This window comes from Aquiluna borgnonia (assembly GCF_013283855.1).
Lineage (GTDB): Bacteria > Actinomycetota > Actinomycetes > Actinomycetales > Microbacteriaceae > Aquiluna > Aquiluna borgnonia.
Genome location: NZ_CP054056.1, coordinates 137,703 through 152,593 on the forward strand (window position 1 = coordinate 137,703; position 14,891 = coordinate 152,593).

Consider the following 14,891-nt stretch of genomic DNA (forward strand, 5'->3'; position numbering starts at 1 on the left):
AGGACCCACAATGGCTAAGGCGAAATTCGAGCGCACCAAGCCGCACGTCAACATCGGAACCATTGGTCACGTCGACCACGGTAAGACCACTCTGACTGCGGCAATCACCAAGGTACTTCACGACAAGTACCCAACCCTGAACGCTTCTTACGCGTTCGACCAGATTGACAACTCCCCAGAGGAGAAGCAGCGCGGTATCACCATCAACATCTCCCACGTTGAGTACCAGACCGAGAAGCGCCACTACGCACACGTAGACGCTCCAGGCCACGCTGACTACATCAAGAACATGATCACCGGTGCTGCACAGATGGATGGTGCCATCCTCGTAGTAGCAGCAACCGACGGCCCAATGCCTCAGACCAAGGAGCACGTGCTTCTTGCTCGCCAGGTTGGTGTTCCTTACATCGTTGTCGCACTGAACAAGTCCGACATGGTTGATGACGAGGAGATCCTAGAGCTCGTTGAGGTTGAGGTCCGCGACCTGCTAAACCAGTACGAGTTCCCAGGCGACGACGCTCCTGTAGTGCGCGTTTCCGGTCTAAAGGCTCTTGAGGGCGACGCCAAGTGGGGCGAGTCTGTACTAGCTCTAATGGACGCTGTTGACGCAAACGTTCCAGAGCCAGTTCGCGACACCGACAAGCCATTCCTAATGCCTGTTGAGGACGTTTTCACCATCACTGGTCGTGGAACCGTTATCACCGGCAAGATCGAGCGTGGCCAGATCAAGGTGAACGAAGAAGTTGAGATCGTTGGTATCCGCGACAAGCAGAAGACCACCGTTACCGGAATCGAAATGTTCCGCAAGCTACTCGACTACGCAGAGGCCGGAGAGAACGTAGGTCTACTTCTCCGCGGTACCAAGCGTGAAGAGGTTGAGCGCGGTCAGGTTGTTGTAAAGCCTGGTTCGGTTACCCCTCACACCAACTTTGACGCCAACGTCTACATCCTTTCCAAGGATGAGGGTGGCCGTCACAACCCGTTCTACGCAAACTACCGCCCACAGTTCTACATCCGTACCACTGACGTAACTGGTGTTATCACCCTGCCAGCCGGTACCGAGATGGTTATGCCTGGTGACACCACCAACATGACCGTTGAGCTAATCCAGCCGATTGCGCTGGAAGAGGGACAGCGTTTCGCTATCCGTGAGGGTGGCCGCACCGTAGGTGCCGGTACCGTCACCAAGATCAACAAGTAATTCTGTAAGGAATCAGTCAAAACCCCCTCGGGAAACCGAGGGGGTTTTGCTTTGCCAAATCATTCAAAATTCGGTCGGATTTAACTTGCACTTCACCTTTGGCTTGTGGCAGGATTGTGGGGTTCACGAGCATTCGTGCCATTTGGCATGAACCACTGCAGGCAGTGTGCACAGGAAACTGGGCCGGCCGCAGCTAAGGACCAAAAAACTTATCTGAGATCTTTCTCCGGTAACTCGCGAGTTCATTTCTTGCGACACGCCCGAGTCAAGGTGTCGGATCGAGCCCTAGAAATAGGGCGTTGACAGAAGAACAGTGCATCAGCATCACGGCGGTCAGTAGAGTTCGCATCCGCGGACGGACCTGACCCAAAACCTGTGTGTCCGAAAGGTCACCTAAAACGGAAGCGAGTCATTATGGCGGCTAACAAGATCCGCATTCGACTGAAGTCGTATGATCACGAGATCATCGACTCGTCGGCGAGCAAAATCGTCGACACGGTCACCCGCGCCGGTGCAAAGGTAGTTGGCCCAGTTCCACTGCCCACCGAGAAGAACGTTGTGACGGTCATCCGCTCGCCACACAAGTACAAGGACAGCCGCGAGCACTTTGAGATGCGCACCCACAAGCGCCTCATTGACATCATCGACCCGACTCCAAAGGCCGTTGATTCGCTGATGCGCCTGGACCTACCAGCAGACGTCAACATCGAGATCAAGCTCTAAGGATTTAGAAATGACTGCAGAGACTAAGACCGTAAAGGGTTTGCTGGGCACCAAGCTCGGCATGACTCAGGGCTGGGATGAGAACAACAAGCTTGTTCCCATCACCGTCGTTGAGGCTGGCGAGAACATCGTTACCCAAATCAAGAATTTAGAGGCCGATGGCTATGAGGCAATTCAGATTGCCTACGGCGCCATTGACCCACGCAAGGCTGACAAGCCAACCACCGGCCACTTCGCTAAGGCCGGAGCCACCCCTCGCCGCTTCCTAGCAGAGATCCGCACCGCTGACACCAACTCATACGCAGTTGGTCAGGCACTGGGCGTTGACATCTTCGAGGTCGGCACCAAGGTCGACGTCGTCGGAACCTCAAAGGGTAAGGGCTTCGCCGGTGTCATGAAGCGCCACGGCTTCGCCGGTATCCACTCCTCGCACGGTGCTCACAAGAACCACCGTAAGCCTGGATCCGTTGGTGCCGGTACCACCCCAGCCAAGGTCATCAAGGGTAAGAAGATGCCTGGCCGCATGGGATCTGACCGAGTCACCACCATGAACCTAACCCTGCACGGCGTAGACCTCGAGCGAGGCCTATTGCTGATCAAGGGTGCCGTCCCAGGTCCTAAGGGCCAGCTGGTGTTTGTTCGCAACGCCGTGAAGGAGAGCAAGTAATGCCTACCGTTGACGTTATTGACGTGAAGGGCAAGAAGTCCGGATCCGTTGAGCTGCCAGAGGCACTGTTCGACGTCCAGACCAATGTCCCGCTAATCCACCAGGTAGTGGTTGCCCAGCTGGCAGCTGCTCGCCAGGGAACCCAGTCCGCGCTTCGCCGCGGCGAGGTTTCCGGTTCGGGTAAGAAGCCTTTCAAGCAGAAGGGTACCGGCCGCGCCCGTCAGGGTTCGGTTCGTATGCCTCAGCACCGCGGTGGTGGCGTGATCCACGCACCAAAGCCTCGCGACTACTCGCAGCGCACCCCAAAGAAGATGATTGTGGCTGCTCTGCGCGGTGCACTTTCTGACCGCGCTCGTAACGGCCGCGTCTTCATCATTGACCAGTTTGCTCTGGGAGAGCAGCCATCAACCAAGGCAGCAGCAGCTTTCTTGGCTCAGGTTGCAACCAGCAAGAACATCCTGGTCGTGCTGGACCGCTCAGACGAGCTGTCTTACAAGTCGCTACGCAACCTGCAGACCGTCCACGTCCTAGCTGTTGACCAGCTGAACGCTTACGACGTGCTGCACGCCGACGACATCGTTTTCACCGCCAGCGCCATGACTCAGTACGTCGAGGCCGCTACCCGCACTGAGGAGGTCAGCGCATGAGTGCCATCAACAAAGACCCACGCGATGTAATCATCAAGCCAATCATCTCGGAGAAGAGCTACACGCTCATCGACGAGGGTAAGTACACCTTCGAGGTGGACCCTCGCTCGAACAAGACCGAGATCAAGCAGGCTGTTGAGCAGATCTTCAATGTGAAGGTTGACACCATCAACACCCTGAACCGCCAAGGCAAGACCCGCCGCACCCGCTTCGGACTAGGTAAGCGCAAGGACACCAAGCGTGCCATTGTGACCCTGAAGTCGGGCTCCATCGACATCTTTACCTACATCGGTTAAGGGAGAGACAAATGGCAATCCGTAAATACAAGCCAACGACTCCGGGCCGCCGCGGTTCATCTGTTGCAGACTTTGCAGAGATCACCCGCTCGACCCCTGAGAAGTCACTGCTGAAGCCACTGCCTAAGACCGGTGGCCGCAACGCAGCTGGTCGCATCACCACCCGCCACATCGGTGGTGGCCACAAGCGCCAGTACCGCGTGATCGATTTCCGTCGCAATGACAAGGATGGTGTACCAGCCAAGGTTGCGCACATCGAGTACGACCCAAACCGTACCGCTCGCATCGCGCTGATTCACTACATCGACGGCACCAAGCGCTACATCATCGCTCCTAACAAGCTAAAGCAGGGCGATGCAATTGAGCAGGGACCAAACGCCGACATCAAGCCGGGTAACAACCTGCCGCTGCGCAACATTCCAGTCGGTACCGTGATCCACGCTATCGAGCTAAAGCCAGGCGGTGGTGCCAAGATGGCCCGTTCCGCAGGTGCATCGGTTCGCTTGGTTGCCAAGGATGGCCCAAACGCACAGCTTCGTCTGCCTTCCGGTGAAATCCGCAACGTAGACGCAAACTGCCGCGCCACCATCGGTGAGGTTGGAAATGCTGAGCAGTCCAACATCAACTGGGGTAAGGCTGGCCGCATGCGCTGGAAGGGCGTTCGCCCAACCGTTCGTGGTGTCGTTATGAACCCGGTTGACCACCCACACGGTGGTGGTGAGGGTAAGACCTCCGGTGGTCGTCACCCAGTTACCCCTTGGGGTCAGAAGGAAGGCCGCACTCGTAAGCCAAACCTTCCATCCGACAAGCAAATCGTTCGTCGTCGTTACGTCGGCAAGAAGTAGGAGAACTCTAGATGCCACGCAGTTTGAAGAAGGGCCCCTTCGTCGACGAGCACCTGATGAAGAAGGTGCGCGTACAGAACGAGGCCAACACCAAGAACGTGATCAAGACCTGGTCTCGCCGCTCGATGATCGTCCCAGCCATGCTGGGTCACACCATCGCCGTGCACGACGGTCGCAAGCACATTCCAGTTTTCGTCACCGAGACCATGGTTGGTCACAAGCTTGGCGAATTCGCACCCACCCGCACCTTCCGTGGTCACGTGAAGGACGACAAGAAGGGTCGCCGCGGCTAAGCCGGGGCGCCTAGAGAGAAGGAACAGAACGATGGAAGCTATCGCCAAGGTGCGTAACATCCGCGTGACTCCGCAGAAGGCTCGCCGTGTCGTCAACTTGATCCGCGGCAAGCAGGCCACCGAGGCCCTGGGAATCTTGAAGTTTGCCCCACAGGCAGCATCCGAGCCGATTTACAAGCTCGTTGCCTCTGCGGTTGCCAACGCCAAGGTCAAGGGTGAGAACGTCGGAGCCATTGTGGACGAGGACGACCTAGTTATTTCTGCCGCTTTTGTGGACGAGGGTGTGACGCTGAAGCGTTTCCGCCCACGTGCTCAGGGACGCGCATTCCGTATCAACAAGCGCACCAGCCACATCACTGTGGTTGTTGCAACTCCTGACGAGCTCAAGAAGGCAGGCAAGTAATGGGTCAGAAAGTCAATCCCTACGGCTTCCGCCTAGGAATCACCACCGACCACCGTTCCCGCTGGTTCACTGACAGCGCGAAGAAGGGTCAGCGCTACGCAGACTACGTAGTTGAGGACACCAAGATTCGTGCATTCCTGCAGGAGAAGCTGGACCGCGCAGGTATCTCTCGCATTGAGCTGGAGCGCACCCGTGACCGTGTTCGCATCGACATCTTCGCTGCACGCCCAGGTCTAGTTATCGGTCGCCGCGGCGCCGAGGCTGAGACCTTGCGTTCAGACCTTGAGAAGCTAACCGGCAAGCAGGTTCTGCTGAACATCCTCGAGGTGAAGAACCCAGAGTCCGACGCCCAGCTGGTAGCCCAGGGAATCGCCGAGCAGCTTGCTGCCCGCGTTGCTTTCCGTCGCGCCATGCGCAAGGGAATCCAGGGAGCGCTTCGCAGCGGTTCCAAGGGAATCCGTGTGCAGTGCTCGGGTCGTCTCGGTGGCGCTGAAATGTCGCGCAGCGAGTTCTACCGCGAAGGCCGTGTGCCACTGCACACCCTGCGCTCGAACATTGACTACGGCTTCTACGAGGCCAAGACCACCTTCGGCCGCATCGGTGTAAAGGTTTGGATCTACAAGGGTGACCTGACCGCTAAGGAGCTTGCAGCAGTGCAGGCAACCCAGCGCGGTCCTCGCCCAGCTGGCGCTGGCCGTCGCGGCCCACGCCCTGACGCTGCACCAGTAGCAGCAGGAAGTGAAGGCTAAGAATGCTAGTTCCTCGCAGAGTAAAGCACCGTAAGCAGCACAGCCCAAAGCGTGCTGGTCACGCAACCGGTGGCACCAAGGTCTCCTTCGGTGAGTACGGTATCCAGGCACTAACCCCTGCTTACCTGACCAACCGTCAGATCGAAGCTGCCCGTATTGCAATGACTCGTCACATCAAGCGTGGTGGAAAGGTTTGGATCAACGTGTTCCCAGACCGCTCCCTCACCAAGAAGCCGGCCGAAACTCGCATGGGTTCCGGTAAGGGTTCACCGGAGTGGTGGGTAGTAAACGTCAAGCCTGGCCGAGTTCTATTTGAGCTTTCAGGCGTATCAGAGACCATCGCCCGTGAGGCCATGACTCGTGCGATCCACAAGCTCCCGCTGAAGGCTCGCATTATCAAGCGTGAAGAAGGTGACGCATAATGATCGGATCCAAGAACCTCACCCCTGAGGACCTAGACAAGATCGAGGACTCGCTACTAGTTGAGGAGCTGCGCAAGGCAAAGGAAGAGCTGTTCAACCTGCGCTTCCAGTCTGCAACCGGTCAGCTAGACAACCACGGTCGCCTAAAGGCCGTGAAGCGTGACATCGCTCGTATTTACACCGTGCTGCGCGAGCGCGAGCTCGGCATTCGTGCCGTGCCAGTGGCCGCAGCCCCGAAGACCACCAAGAAGGCAGCGGCTGAGAAGCCTGCTGAGGAGGCATAAAGATGGCTGAAGAAAAGAAGACTGCAGCTAAGGCCGCCCCAAAGGCTGCCGCAAAGACCGCGGCACCAAAGGCTGCAAAGCCAAAGGTTGCCAAGGAAGTTGTCGCTGAAGAGCGCGGTTACCGCAAGTCACGTCGTGGCTACGTGGTCTCAGACAAGATGGACAAGACCATCGTTGTCATGGTTGAGGACCGCAAGAAGCACCCGCTCTACGGCAAGGTTATGCGCCTATCTAAGAAGATCAAGGCTCACGACGAGAACAACACCGCAGGTATCGGCGACCTCGTGCTAATCAGCGAGACCCGCCCACTATCGGCCACCAAGAACTGGCGCCTAGTCGAGATCCTCGAGAAGGCCAAGTAACAAACCCCTAGGGCTAACGGTCGGAAATCGTTAGCCAAACAACAAGGAGAAAAAAGTGCTTCAGCAGGAATCCAGACTCAAGGTTGCCGATAACACCGGCGCCAAAGAGTTGCTGACCATTCGCGTGTTGGGCGGATCGCTCCGTCGCTACGCAGGTCTAGGTGACATCATCGTTGCCACAGTCAAGGACGCAATCCCAGGCGGAAACGTCAAGAAGGGTGATGTCGTCAAGGCGGTCGTCGTTCGCACCGTGAAGGAGACCCGTCGTCCAGATGGTTCCTACATCAAGTTCGACGAGAACGCAGCTGTCATCATCAAGAACGATGGCGAGCCACGCGGAACTCGTATTTTCGGGCCCATCGGCCGTGAGCTTCGCGAGAAGAAGTTCATGAAGATCATCTCGCTAGCACCGGAGGTCATTTAATCATGGCGAAAATCAAGAAGGGTGACCTGGTACAGGTCATCACCGGCAAGAAGCAGGACCGCGGCGGAGACCGCGGCAAGCAGGGTCACGTGCTATCTGTTCTAGTTGAGCAGAACCGCGTAATCGTCGAGGGTGTAAACGTTGTCACCCGCCACCTCAAGGCTGGCCAGACTGACCGCGGCAGCAAGACCGGTGGCATTGTCACCCAGGAAGCTCCAATTCACATTTCAAATGTTGCTCTGGTAGACCCAAGCACCAAGAAGCCAACCAAGGTTGGATTCAAGGTTGAGAAGGCCAAGGATGGCTCGGTCACCAAGACTCGCGTAGCTCGCAAGAGCGGGAAGGACATCTAATGGCAACCGCAACTAAGAAGGCTGCTGCCGAGGTCAAGGCCCTTCCTCGCCTCAAGGCTCAGTACCGCAAGGACGTTGTTCCAGTGCTTCAGGCAGAGTTCAACTTCGCCAACCCAATGCAGGTTCCAGGTCTCACCAAGATCGTTGTGAACATGGGTGTCGGAGCTGCAGCCAAGGAAGGCAAGCTGATCGAGGGTGCAATCCGCGATCTAACCGCCATCACCGGCCAGAAGCCGATGGTTAACGTCGCCAAGAAGTCCATCGCTCAGTTCAAGCTGCGCGAGGGTCAGCCAATTGGTGCCCACGTAACCCTGCGTGGCGACAGAATGTGGGAGTTCCTAGACCGCCTGCTCAACCTGTCACTGCCACGTATCCGTGACTTCCGCGGACTATCGCCAAAGCAGTTCGATGGCCGCGGCAACTACACCTTTGGTCTCTCAGAGCAGTCCATGTTCCACGAGATTGACCAGGACAAGATCGACAATGTCCGCGGAATGGACATCACAGTCGTAACCACCGCCCAGACCGATGATGAGGGTCGTGCGCTTTTGAAGGCGCTCGGCTTCCCGTTCAAGGCATAAACCCCCCAATTGAGAAAGGTCCCTGAGCTTGTAAAGCGCTGGGAAACCACCTCGAGAAAGAAGATAAATAAATGACAATGACAGACCCGGTAGCAGATTTTCTGACCCGGCTGCGCAACGCTAACAACGCTCACCACGAGTCGTTGAGCCTGCCTTACTCCAAGCTAAAGGGCAACATCGCTCAGATCCTGAAGTCCGAGGGTTACATCGAGGACTTCAAGGTTGAGGACGCCACGGTCGGCAAGACCCTGACGGTTGACCTGAAGTTCGGCCCAAACCGTGAGTCCAGCATCGCTGGCATCAAGCGTGTCTCCAAGCCAGGTCTTCGCGTTTACGCCAAGTCCACCGAGCTGCCAAAGGTCCTCGGCGGCCTGGGCATCGCCATCCTGTCCACCTCATCCGGTCTGCTAACCGACCGTCAGGCTGCCAAGAAGGGAGTAGGCGGAGAAGTCATCGCCTACGTCTGGTAATCACGCATGTCACGTATTGGAAAGATGCCAATCCCGCTGCCAGCGGGTGTAACCGTTGCAATCAACGGTCAGGATGTTTTGGTCAAGGGACCTAAGGGCGAACTTTCGCTCACCGTCTCCGAGCCAATCAAGGTAACCCTTGATGAGAACACCGTGATCGTTTCCCGTCCAGATGACGAGGCCAAGTCCAAGTCTCTGCACGGTCTAACCAGAACTTTGATCGCCAACAATGTCCACGGTGTTTCCACCGGATTCCGCAAGGCTCTAGACATCGTTGGAACCGGTTACCGCGCTGCCTCCAAGGGCGAGAACATTGAGCTCGCACTCGGCTTCAGCCACCCGGTAGTTGTCACCCCACCAGCAGGAATCACCCTGAGCGTTGAGGGAAACAACAAGATTGTTGTCACCGGAACCAGCAAGCAAGCCGTCGGCGAGGTTGCTGCAAACATTCGCAAGTTGCGCAAGCCAGAGCCTTACAAGGGCAAGGGTGTGCGCTACGAGGGCGAGAAGGTTCGTCGCAAGGCCGGAAAGAGTGGTAAGTAATCATGGCTACTAAGTCAAAATCAGCTGCTCGTGACAAGCGTCACGGCCGCCTACGCAAGAAGATTGAGGGCACTGCAGCTCGTCCTCGTTTGGTTGTTACCCGTTCGGCACGTCACGTGTTCGTTCAGGTAGTGGACGACGCCAAGGGTCACACCCTTGCCTCGGCCTCAACCATGGAGGTTGAGCTTCGCAAGGCCGACGGCACCAAGACCGACAAGGCAGCAGTGGTTGGCAAGCTAATCGCTGCCCGCGCCAAAGAGGCCGGTGTCACCGAAGTTGTATTCGACCGTGGCGGTAACCGCTATGCAGGCCGCGTTGCAGCAATTGCAAACGCAGCTCGCGAGGAAGGACTGGCACTGTGAGCGACGAGAAGAAGGAACTGGAAGTGGCAGAAGCTACCGTGGCAGCAGATGCCACAACCGTTGACCCTAACGAGCGCGAGCAGCGTCGTGGATCGCGTGAGCGCGGCCCTCGCACTGAGCGTCGTGACCGTGAGGAGACCAAGAGCCCATTCCTGGAGCGCGTTGTAACCATCAACCGTGTTGCCAAGGTAGTCAAGGGTGGTCGTCGCTTTGCCTTCACCGCACTTGTTGTGGTTGGCGATGGCGAAGGCTTAGTTGGTGTCGGTTACGGCAAGGCCAAGGAAGTTCCAGCTGCGATTGCCAAGGGCGTTGAGGACGCGAAGAAGAACTTCTTCCGCATCCCACGCTCCGGCTCGACCATCCCGCACCCAGTTCAGGGTGAGGCTGCTGCCGGTGTGGTTCTACTGCGCCCAGCTGCTGAGGGAACCGGTGTTATCGCCGGTGGTCCAGTTCGCGCCGTGCTGGAATGCGCTGGAGTGCACGATGTGCTTTCCAAGTCGCTCGGCTCCTCGAACACCCTAAACATTGTTCACGCCACCGTGGCAGCACTGCGTCAGCTCGAAGAGCCAAACGCTGTTGCAGCTCGCCGTGGCAAGGCCCTGGTAGAGGTAGCTCCGGCTCGCCTACTCCCAGCCAAGACTGAAAAGGCAGGTGCCTAATGGCCGCTCGTCTAAAGGTTACCCAGGTAAAAAGTTCCAACGGTGGCAAGCAGAACCAGCGCGATTCACTTCGCACCCTGGGCCTGAAGCGCATCGGTGACATCGTCGTGAAGGAAGACAACAAGTCTGTTCGCGGCCTGGTGATGACCGTTGCCCACCTAGTAAAGGTTGAGGAGATCGACTAATGGCTGAAGAAACCAAGCCAGCTGCAAAGCCTGCAGCAAAGACTGCGGCTGCAAAGCCAGCCGCCGCTAAGGCTGCCCCAAAGGCCGCTGCTGCAAAGACTGCCGCTCCTAAGGCCGCTGCCAAGCCAGCTGCTGAGAAAGCTGCTGCTAAGCCAGCCGCCGAGAAGGCAGCTCCTAAGGCCGCTGCCAAGCCTGCTGCGAAGAAGACCGAGGAGAAGGCTGAGAAGAGCCAGATTCTGAAGCTTCACCACCTTCGCCCTGCCAAGGGTGCCAAGAAGGAGAAGACTCGTAAGGGTCTTGGTGAGGGTTCCAAGGGTAAGACCGCAGGTCGTGGAACCAAGGGTACCGGTGCTCGCACCACCACCCGCCTGGGCTTTGAGGGTGGTGGCGTTAACCTCGTCATGCGCACCCCGAAGCTGCGTGGTTTCAAGAACCCATTCCGCGTTGAGTACCAGGTGGTAAACCTGGAGAAGCTAAACGACCTCTACCCAAAGGGTGGTCAGGTTACCGTAGACGACCTAGTCGCCAAGGGTGCAGTCCGCAAGGGCGAGCCAGTCAAGGTGCTGGGAAACGGCGAGGTCTCGGTTAAGCTTGAGGTCACTGTTGACAAGGTTTCCGCGTCAGCAAAGACCAAGATTGAAGCTGCCGGCGGCAGCATCAACGCCTAAGAAGATTCACTAGGAGAGGTTCACCATGTTCCAGGCTATTGCACGCGCTTTCCGCACTCCGGATTTGCGCAACAAACTTGCATTCACCCTGGGCATGGTGGCCATCTTCCGTCTCGGATCCTTCATCCCCTCCCCAAACGTTGACTACTCCAACGTTCAACAGTGTCTGGCTCAGAGCCAGTCCACCTCAGGTTTGTACGAGCTGGTTAACCTGTTCTCCGGTGGCGCGCTGCTCCAGCTTTCGATTTTTGCGCTGGGCATCATGCCCTACATCACGGCTTCGATCATCACTCAGCTGTTGCGCGTTGTGATTCCTCGCTTTGAGACCCTTTACAAAGAGGGACCTCAGGGGCAGGCGAAACTTACTCAGTACACCCGTTACCTAACCATCGCCCTGGGCTTGCTGCAGGCCACCACCCTGATTGCCGTGGCACGTCAGGGAGCGCTCTTCGGAGCTGACTGCACCCTGCCGATCCTGGTGAACACCGATCCGTTGTCCATCACCCTGATGGTGATGACAATGACTGCGGGAACCGGTCTAATCATGTGGATCGGTGAGCTCATCACCGAGCGCGGGGTTGGTAATGGAATGTCGCTTTTGATCTTCACCTCGATTGCATCGACCTTCCCTGCTTCGCTGCTTCAGATTCTTCAGACCCGCACCATCGAGATCTTCGTGATCGTCATGGCGGTCGGATTCGTTGTTGTTGGACTTGTTGTTCTGGTTGAGCAGTCGCAGCGCCGCATTCCGGTTCAGTACGCCAAGCGCATGGTAGGTCGCAAGGCCTACGGTGGGCAGTCAACCTACATTCCGGTCAAGGTCAACACCGCAGGTGTTATCCCGGTTATCTTTGCCTCATCCATGCTGTACTTGCCGGCTTTGCTTGCTCAGTTCAGCCAGCCAGACCCAACCACCGGTCAGGTAGCACCATGGGTGACTTTCATCTCTACTTACCTAACTTCAGGTTCGAACCCGCTTTACATGGCGGTCTACTTCGCTCTGATTGTTGGTTTCACCTACTTCTACGTTGCAATCACCCTCAACCCTGAGGAGATCAGCGACAACATGAAGAAGTACGGCGGATTCATTCCGGGTATTCGTGCCGGAAGACCAACCACCGAGTATCTCGAGTACGTGATTAGCCGCATCACCTTCCCTGGCGCAATCTACCTGGGTCTGATCGCTCTAGTTCCACTGGTTGCCTTCACCGCAATTGGAACCAACCAGAACTTCCCGTTTGGTGGAACTTCGATTCTGATCATCGTTGGTGTTGGTCTTGAGACCGTGAAGCAGATCAACGCTCAGATGCAGCAGCGCAACTACGAGGGTCTTCTGAAGTGAGCCGGCTCCTACTGATCGGCCCTCCGGGCGCCGGTAAGGGGACCCAGGCTGCCCTGCTTTCTCAACACCTTGGCATTCCAGCCATCTCCACCGGAGACATCTTCCGCTACAACGTAAAGAACCAAACTCCTCTTGGGGTTGAGGCCAAAGGCTTCATGGACCGCGGTGAGTACGTGCCAGATTCACTAACCAATGCTTTGGTTCGCGACCGGCTCTCCCACGAGGACGCCAAGGCAGGATTCCTGCTGGATGGTTATCCGAGAACCATCGATCAGGTGAACGAGCTTGACTCGATCCTGGCCGATGGCGGTAAGCGCCTGGATGTCGTGGTTCAGCTCACTGCCGATTATGAGGAGCTTGCTCGCCGCTTGGCTGGTAGGGCGCAAATCGAGGGCAGGGCCGATGACACCCCTGAGGTAATCCGCCGCCGACTCGATGTCTACGACGAGCAAACAGCTCCGCTAATCGACGTCTACGCGGCCCGCGGTCTCGTTGCGATGGTGGATGGCTTGGGAGAGATCTCCGAGGTAACCGCCAGAATCATCGAGGTGCTCGAGGCTCGCGGCTTGACTGCCGATGCGTAAAAAATTCGAGCTAAAAACCGAAGACCAAATCCGCAAGATGCGGGTCGCAGGTCTTTTGACGGCTAAGGCCCTGGAAAATGTTCGAGCGGCGATTGTCCCGGGAGTAACGACTCTGGAACTGGATCAAATCGCCGAGCAAACCATTCGCGATGGGGGTGGAAGGCCCAACTTCCAGCTCGTTCCCGGTTACTATCACACGATTTGCGCCAGCATCAATTCCGAAGTGGTGCACGGCATCCCCTCCAATAAAACCCTGCAGCCGGGAGACCTAATCTCGATTGACTGCGGTGCTGAGGTGGATGGTTGGAATGGCGACAGCGCCTTTTCCATGGTCGTCCCCGGTGGCGATGCTGAGCTTGCCGCCAGACGCCAACTTCAGTCTGATGTTTGCGAAGGGTCGCTCTGGGCTGGAATTGCTGCCCTAGCGAAGGCCAAGCGCCTGAACGAGGTTGGTGTGGCGATCGAGGACTACATCGCCGAACGAGGCAGCTGGGGTATTTTGGAGCAGTATGTCGGTCACGGCATCGGTAGATCCATGCACGAGGACCCGGCGGTCTTCAACTACCGAGTTCGCGATGCGGGGCCAAAGGTTGAACCCGGATTGTGCCTGGCAATTGAACCGATGATTACCTCCGGCAAGCAGAACACTTCGGTTGCTGAGGATGACTGGACCGTGGTTACCCGAGATGGGGGAGACGGAGCTCACTGGGAGCACTCCGTGGCGGTTCACTCAAAAGGCATTTGGGTGCTGACTGCACCTGATGGTGGAGTGTCCGGACTGGCTCGGTTCGGTGTTACCCCAATATCTTTGGACTAGGCACTAGCATTCGCCTGGTTTTACCCCTAGGATTGTTCCTCGGCGTTTCTAACGTGAAATCCTCTGAATCTCTGTGAAGTTTTCGCGTGTTTGTGACGCTACAAAAAGTAGTGAATAAGTGAGTGCATGGCCAACAAAGACGGCGTAATCGAGATCGAAGGTTCGGTCGTTGAGGCGCTCCCTAACGCAATGTTTAGGGTAGAGCTGACCAACGGACACCTAGTCCTAGCCCACATCTCGGGAAAGATGCGTCAGCACTACATCCGTATCCTCCCCGAGGACCGCGTGATTGTAGAGCTTTCCACCTACGACCTGACCCGCGGCCGAATCATCTACCGCTACAAGTAGAAAGTAAGAGCATGAAGGTTAACCCGAGCGTTAAGAAGATCTGCGACAAGTGCAAGGTGATTCGTCGTCACGGCAACGTGATGGTTATCTGCGAGAACCCTCGCCACAAGCAGCGCCAGGGCTAATTGCCCTAAACCACAACTAAATACCAAGGCAACATCGAGCGCAAGCTAACCCCCGGAAAGAAGGCCGGGGCCCGATCCGCCAGATCGAGATGATGATGCTGAAGACCTTCTTTCAAACAGGAGAAATTCCAAATGGCACGTATTGCTGGAGTAGATATCCCTCGCGACAAGCGCGTGGTTATCTCCCTTACCTACATCTACGGCATTGGCCGTACTCGCTCGAGCGAGATTCTAAAGACCACCAAGATTGACGAGAGCGTTCGCGTCAAGGACCTTACCGACGACCAGTTGGTTGCCCTCCGCGACGAGATCGAGAAGAACTACAAGGTTGAGGGTGACCTGCGCCGCGATGTCGCCGCAGACATCCGTCGCAAAGTTGAAATCGGTTCATACGAGGGTCTGCGCCACCGCAAGGGACTTCCAGTCCGCGGCCAGCGCACCAAGACCAACGCCCGCACTCGCAAGGGTCCGAAGCGCACCGTGGCCGGCAAGAAGAAGGCAACCCGCTAGTAGCGGCTAAGGATCTAGGAGATAGAAA

The 14,891-nt window shown here is 57.0% G+C and carries 27 protein-coding genes; all 27 read left to right on the forward strand.

Annotation, left to right across the window (positions count from 1 at the left end):
- Positions 1 to 10: 10 nt before the first annotated feature.
- On the forward strand, positions 11 to 1,201 hold the full coding sequence (tuf, locus tag HRU87_RS00730; protein ID WP_173493068.1) for an elongation factor Tu: 1,191 nt from the start codon (positions 11 to 13) through the stop codon (positions 1,199 to 1,201).
- A gap of 414 nt (positions 1,202 to 1,615) precedes the next feature.
- A complete protein-coding gene (rpsJ, locus tag HRU87_RS00735; RefSeq protein ID WP_173493069.1) occupies positions 1,616 to 1,924 on the forward strand; it encodes a 30S ribosomal protein S10 in 309 nt (102 codons plus the stop codon).
- Between the two features lie 10 nt (positions 1,925 to 1,934).
- On the forward strand, positions 1,935 to 2,591 hold the full coding sequence (rplC, locus tag HRU87_RS00740) for a 50S ribosomal protein L3 (protein ID WP_173493070.1): 657 nt from the start codon (positions 1,935 to 1,937) through the stop codon (positions 2,589 to 2,591).
- The gene (rplD, locus tag HRU87_RS00745) at positions 2,591 to 3,238 is read left to right on the forward strand and encodes a 50S ribosomal protein L4 (protein WP_173493071.1); all 648 of its coding nucleotides are present in this window, start codon (positions 2,591 to 2,593) and stop codon (positions 3,236 to 3,238) included. Before rplC ends, rplD begins: the two co-directional genes overlap by 1 nt.
- Complete coding sequence (rplW, locus tag HRU87_RS00750) at positions 3,235 to 3,534, forward strand: 50S ribosomal protein L23 (RefSeq protein WP_173493072.1); 300 nt, start codon at positions 3,235 to 3,237, stop codon at positions 3,532 to 3,534. The genes rplD and rplW overlap by 4 nt, the downstream gene beginning before the upstream one ends.
- 11 nt (positions 3,535 to 3,545) lie before the next feature.
- A complete protein-coding gene (gene rplB / locus HRU87_RS00755) occupies positions 3,546 to 4,379 on the forward strand; it encodes a 50S ribosomal protein L2 (RefSeq protein WP_173493073.1) in 834 nt (277 codons plus the stop codon).
- 11 nt (positions 4,380 to 4,390) lie between these two features.
- Complete coding sequence (gene rpsS, locus HRU87_RS00760; protein WP_173493074.1) at positions 4,391 to 4,672, forward strand: 30S ribosomal protein S19; 282 nt, start codon at positions 4,391 to 4,393, stop codon at positions 4,670 to 4,672.
- A 31-nt stretch (positions 4,673 to 4,703) separates the two neighbouring features.
- Positions 4,704 to 5,075: a 50S ribosomal protein L22 gene (rplV, locus tag HRU87_RS00765; RefSeq protein ID WP_173493075.1), complete on the forward strand. Its 372-nt coding sequence runs from the start codon at positions 4,704 to 4,706 to the stop codon at positions 5,073 to 5,075.
- The gene (rpsC, locus tag HRU87_RS00770) at positions 5,075 to 5,824 is read left to right on the forward strand and encodes a 30S ribosomal protein S3 (protein WP_173493076.1); all 750 of its coding nucleotides are present in this window, start codon (positions 5,075 to 5,077) and stop codon (positions 5,822 to 5,824) included. The genes rplV and rpsC overlap by 1 nt, the downstream gene beginning before the upstream one ends.
- Positions 5,825 to 5,826: 2 nt before the next feature.
- Entirely contained in the window at positions 5,827 to 6,246 is a 420-nt protein-coding gene (rplP, locus tag HRU87_RS00775; protein WP_173493077.1) for a 50S ribosomal protein L16, read from the forward strand.
- Positions 6,243 to 6,530 (forward strand): 50S ribosomal protein L29, encoded by a 288-nt coding sequence (gene rpmC / locus HRU87_RS00780; protein ID WP_173494206.1) that lies wholly within the window; start codon positions 6,243 to 6,245, stop codon positions 6,528 to 6,530. The genes rplP and rpmC overlap by 4 nt, the downstream gene beginning before the upstream one ends.
- Before the next feature lie 2 nt (positions 6,531 to 6,532).
- Positions 6,533 to 6,892, forward strand: coding sequence for a 30S ribosomal protein S17 (gene rpsQ / locus HRU87_RS07175; RefSeq protein WP_173493078.1), 360 nt, complete (start codon positions 6,533 to 6,535; stop codon positions 6,890 to 6,892).
- A gap of 55 nt (positions 6,893 to 6,947) precedes the next feature.
- Complete coding sequence (rplN, locus tag HRU87_RS00790) at positions 6,948 to 7,316, forward strand: 50S ribosomal protein L14 (protein ID WP_173493079.1); 369 nt, start codon at positions 6,948 to 6,950, stop codon at positions 7,314 to 7,316.
- A gap of 2 nt (positions 7,317 to 7,318) precedes the next feature.
- Entirely contained in the window at positions 7,319 to 7,669 is a 351-nt protein-coding gene (rplX, locus tag HRU87_RS00795; protein ID WP_173493080.1) for a 50S ribosomal protein L24, read from the forward strand.
- The gene (gene rplE, locus HRU87_RS00800) at positions 7,669 to 8,250 is read left to right on the forward strand and encodes a 50S ribosomal protein L5 (protein WP_173493081.1); all 582 of its coding nucleotides are present in this window, start codon (positions 7,669 to 7,671) and stop codon (positions 8,248 to 8,250) included. Before rplX ends, rplE begins: the two co-directional genes overlap by 1 nt.
- A gap of 71 nt (positions 8,251 to 8,321) precedes the next feature.
- Positions 8,322 to 8,720: a 30S ribosomal protein S8 gene (rpsH, locus tag HRU87_RS00805; RefSeq protein ID WP_173493082.1), complete on the forward strand. Its 399-nt coding sequence runs from the start codon at positions 8,322 to 8,324 to the stop codon at positions 8,718 to 8,720.
- A gap of 6 nt (positions 8,721 to 8,726) precedes the next feature.
- Complete coding sequence (gene rplF, locus HRU87_RS00810) at positions 8,727 to 9,263, forward strand: 50S ribosomal protein L6 (RefSeq protein ID WP_173493083.1); 537 nt, start codon at positions 8,727 to 8,729, stop codon at positions 9,261 to 9,263.
- A 2-nt stretch (positions 9,264 to 9,265) separates the two neighbouring features.
- Complete coding sequence (gene rplR / locus HRU87_RS00815) at positions 9,266 to 9,625, forward strand: 50S ribosomal protein L18 (protein WP_173493084.1); 360 nt, start codon at positions 9,266 to 9,268, stop codon at positions 9,623 to 9,625.
- Positions 9,622 to 10,284, forward strand: coding sequence for a 30S ribosomal protein S5 (gene rpsE / locus HRU87_RS00820; RefSeq protein ID WP_173493085.1), 663 nt, complete (start codon positions 9,622 to 9,624; stop codon positions 10,282 to 10,284). The genes rplR and rpsE overlap by 4 nt, the downstream gene beginning before the upstream one ends.
- Positions 10,284 to 10,469, forward strand: a complete 186-nt coding sequence (rpmD, locus tag HRU87_RS00825; RefSeq protein ID WP_173493086.1) for a 50S ribosomal protein L30 — start codon at positions 10,284 to 10,286, stop codon at positions 10,467 to 10,469. The genes rpsE and rpmD overlap by 1 nt, the downstream gene beginning before the upstream one ends.
- Positions 10,469 to 11,137 (forward strand): 50S ribosomal protein L15, encoded by a 669-nt coding sequence (gene rplO / locus HRU87_RS07110; RefSeq protein WP_213086399.1) that lies wholly within the window; start codon positions 10,469 to 10,471, stop codon positions 11,135 to 11,137. The genes rpmD and rplO overlap by 1 nt, the downstream gene beginning before the upstream one ends.
- 25 nt (positions 11,138 to 11,162) lie before the next feature.
- Positions 11,163 to 12,479, forward strand: a complete 1,317-nt coding sequence (secY, locus tag HRU87_RS00835) for a preprotein translocase subunit SecY (protein ID WP_173493087.1) — start codon at positions 11,163 to 11,165, stop codon at positions 12,477 to 12,479.
- Positions 12,476 to 13,063, forward strand: a complete 588-nt coding sequence (locus HRU87_RS00840) for an adenylate kinase (RefSeq protein ID WP_173493088.1) — start codon at positions 12,476 to 12,478, stop codon at positions 13,061 to 13,063. The genes secY and HRU87_RS00840 overlap by 4 nt, the downstream gene beginning before the upstream one ends.
- Complete coding sequence (gene map / locus HRU87_RS00845) at positions 13,056 to 13,880, forward strand: type I methionyl aminopeptidase (protein ID WP_173493089.1); 825 nt, start codon at positions 13,056 to 13,058, stop codon at positions 13,878 to 13,880. The genes HRU87_RS00840 and map overlap by 8 nt, the downstream gene beginning before the upstream one ends.
- Positions 13,881 to 14,006: 126 nt before the next feature.
- Complete coding sequence (infA, locus tag HRU87_RS00850) at positions 14,007 to 14,228, forward strand: translation initiation factor IF-1 (protein ID WP_091850165.1); 222 nt, start codon at positions 14,007 to 14,009, stop codon at positions 14,226 to 14,228.
- 11 nt (positions 14,229 to 14,239) lie between these two features.
- Entirely contained in the window at positions 14,240 to 14,353 is a 114-nt protein-coding gene (rpmJ, locus tag HRU87_RS00855) for a 50S ribosomal protein L36 (RefSeq protein WP_007540807.1), read from the forward strand.
- A gap of 132 nt (positions 14,354 to 14,485) precedes the next feature.
- Positions 14,486 to 14,863: a 30S ribosomal protein S13 gene (gene rpsM, locus HRU87_RS00860; protein WP_173493090.1), complete on the forward strand. Its 378-nt coding sequence runs from the start codon at positions 14,486 to 14,488 to the stop codon at positions 14,861 to 14,863.
- Positions 14,864 to 14,891 lie beyond the last annotated feature (28 nt).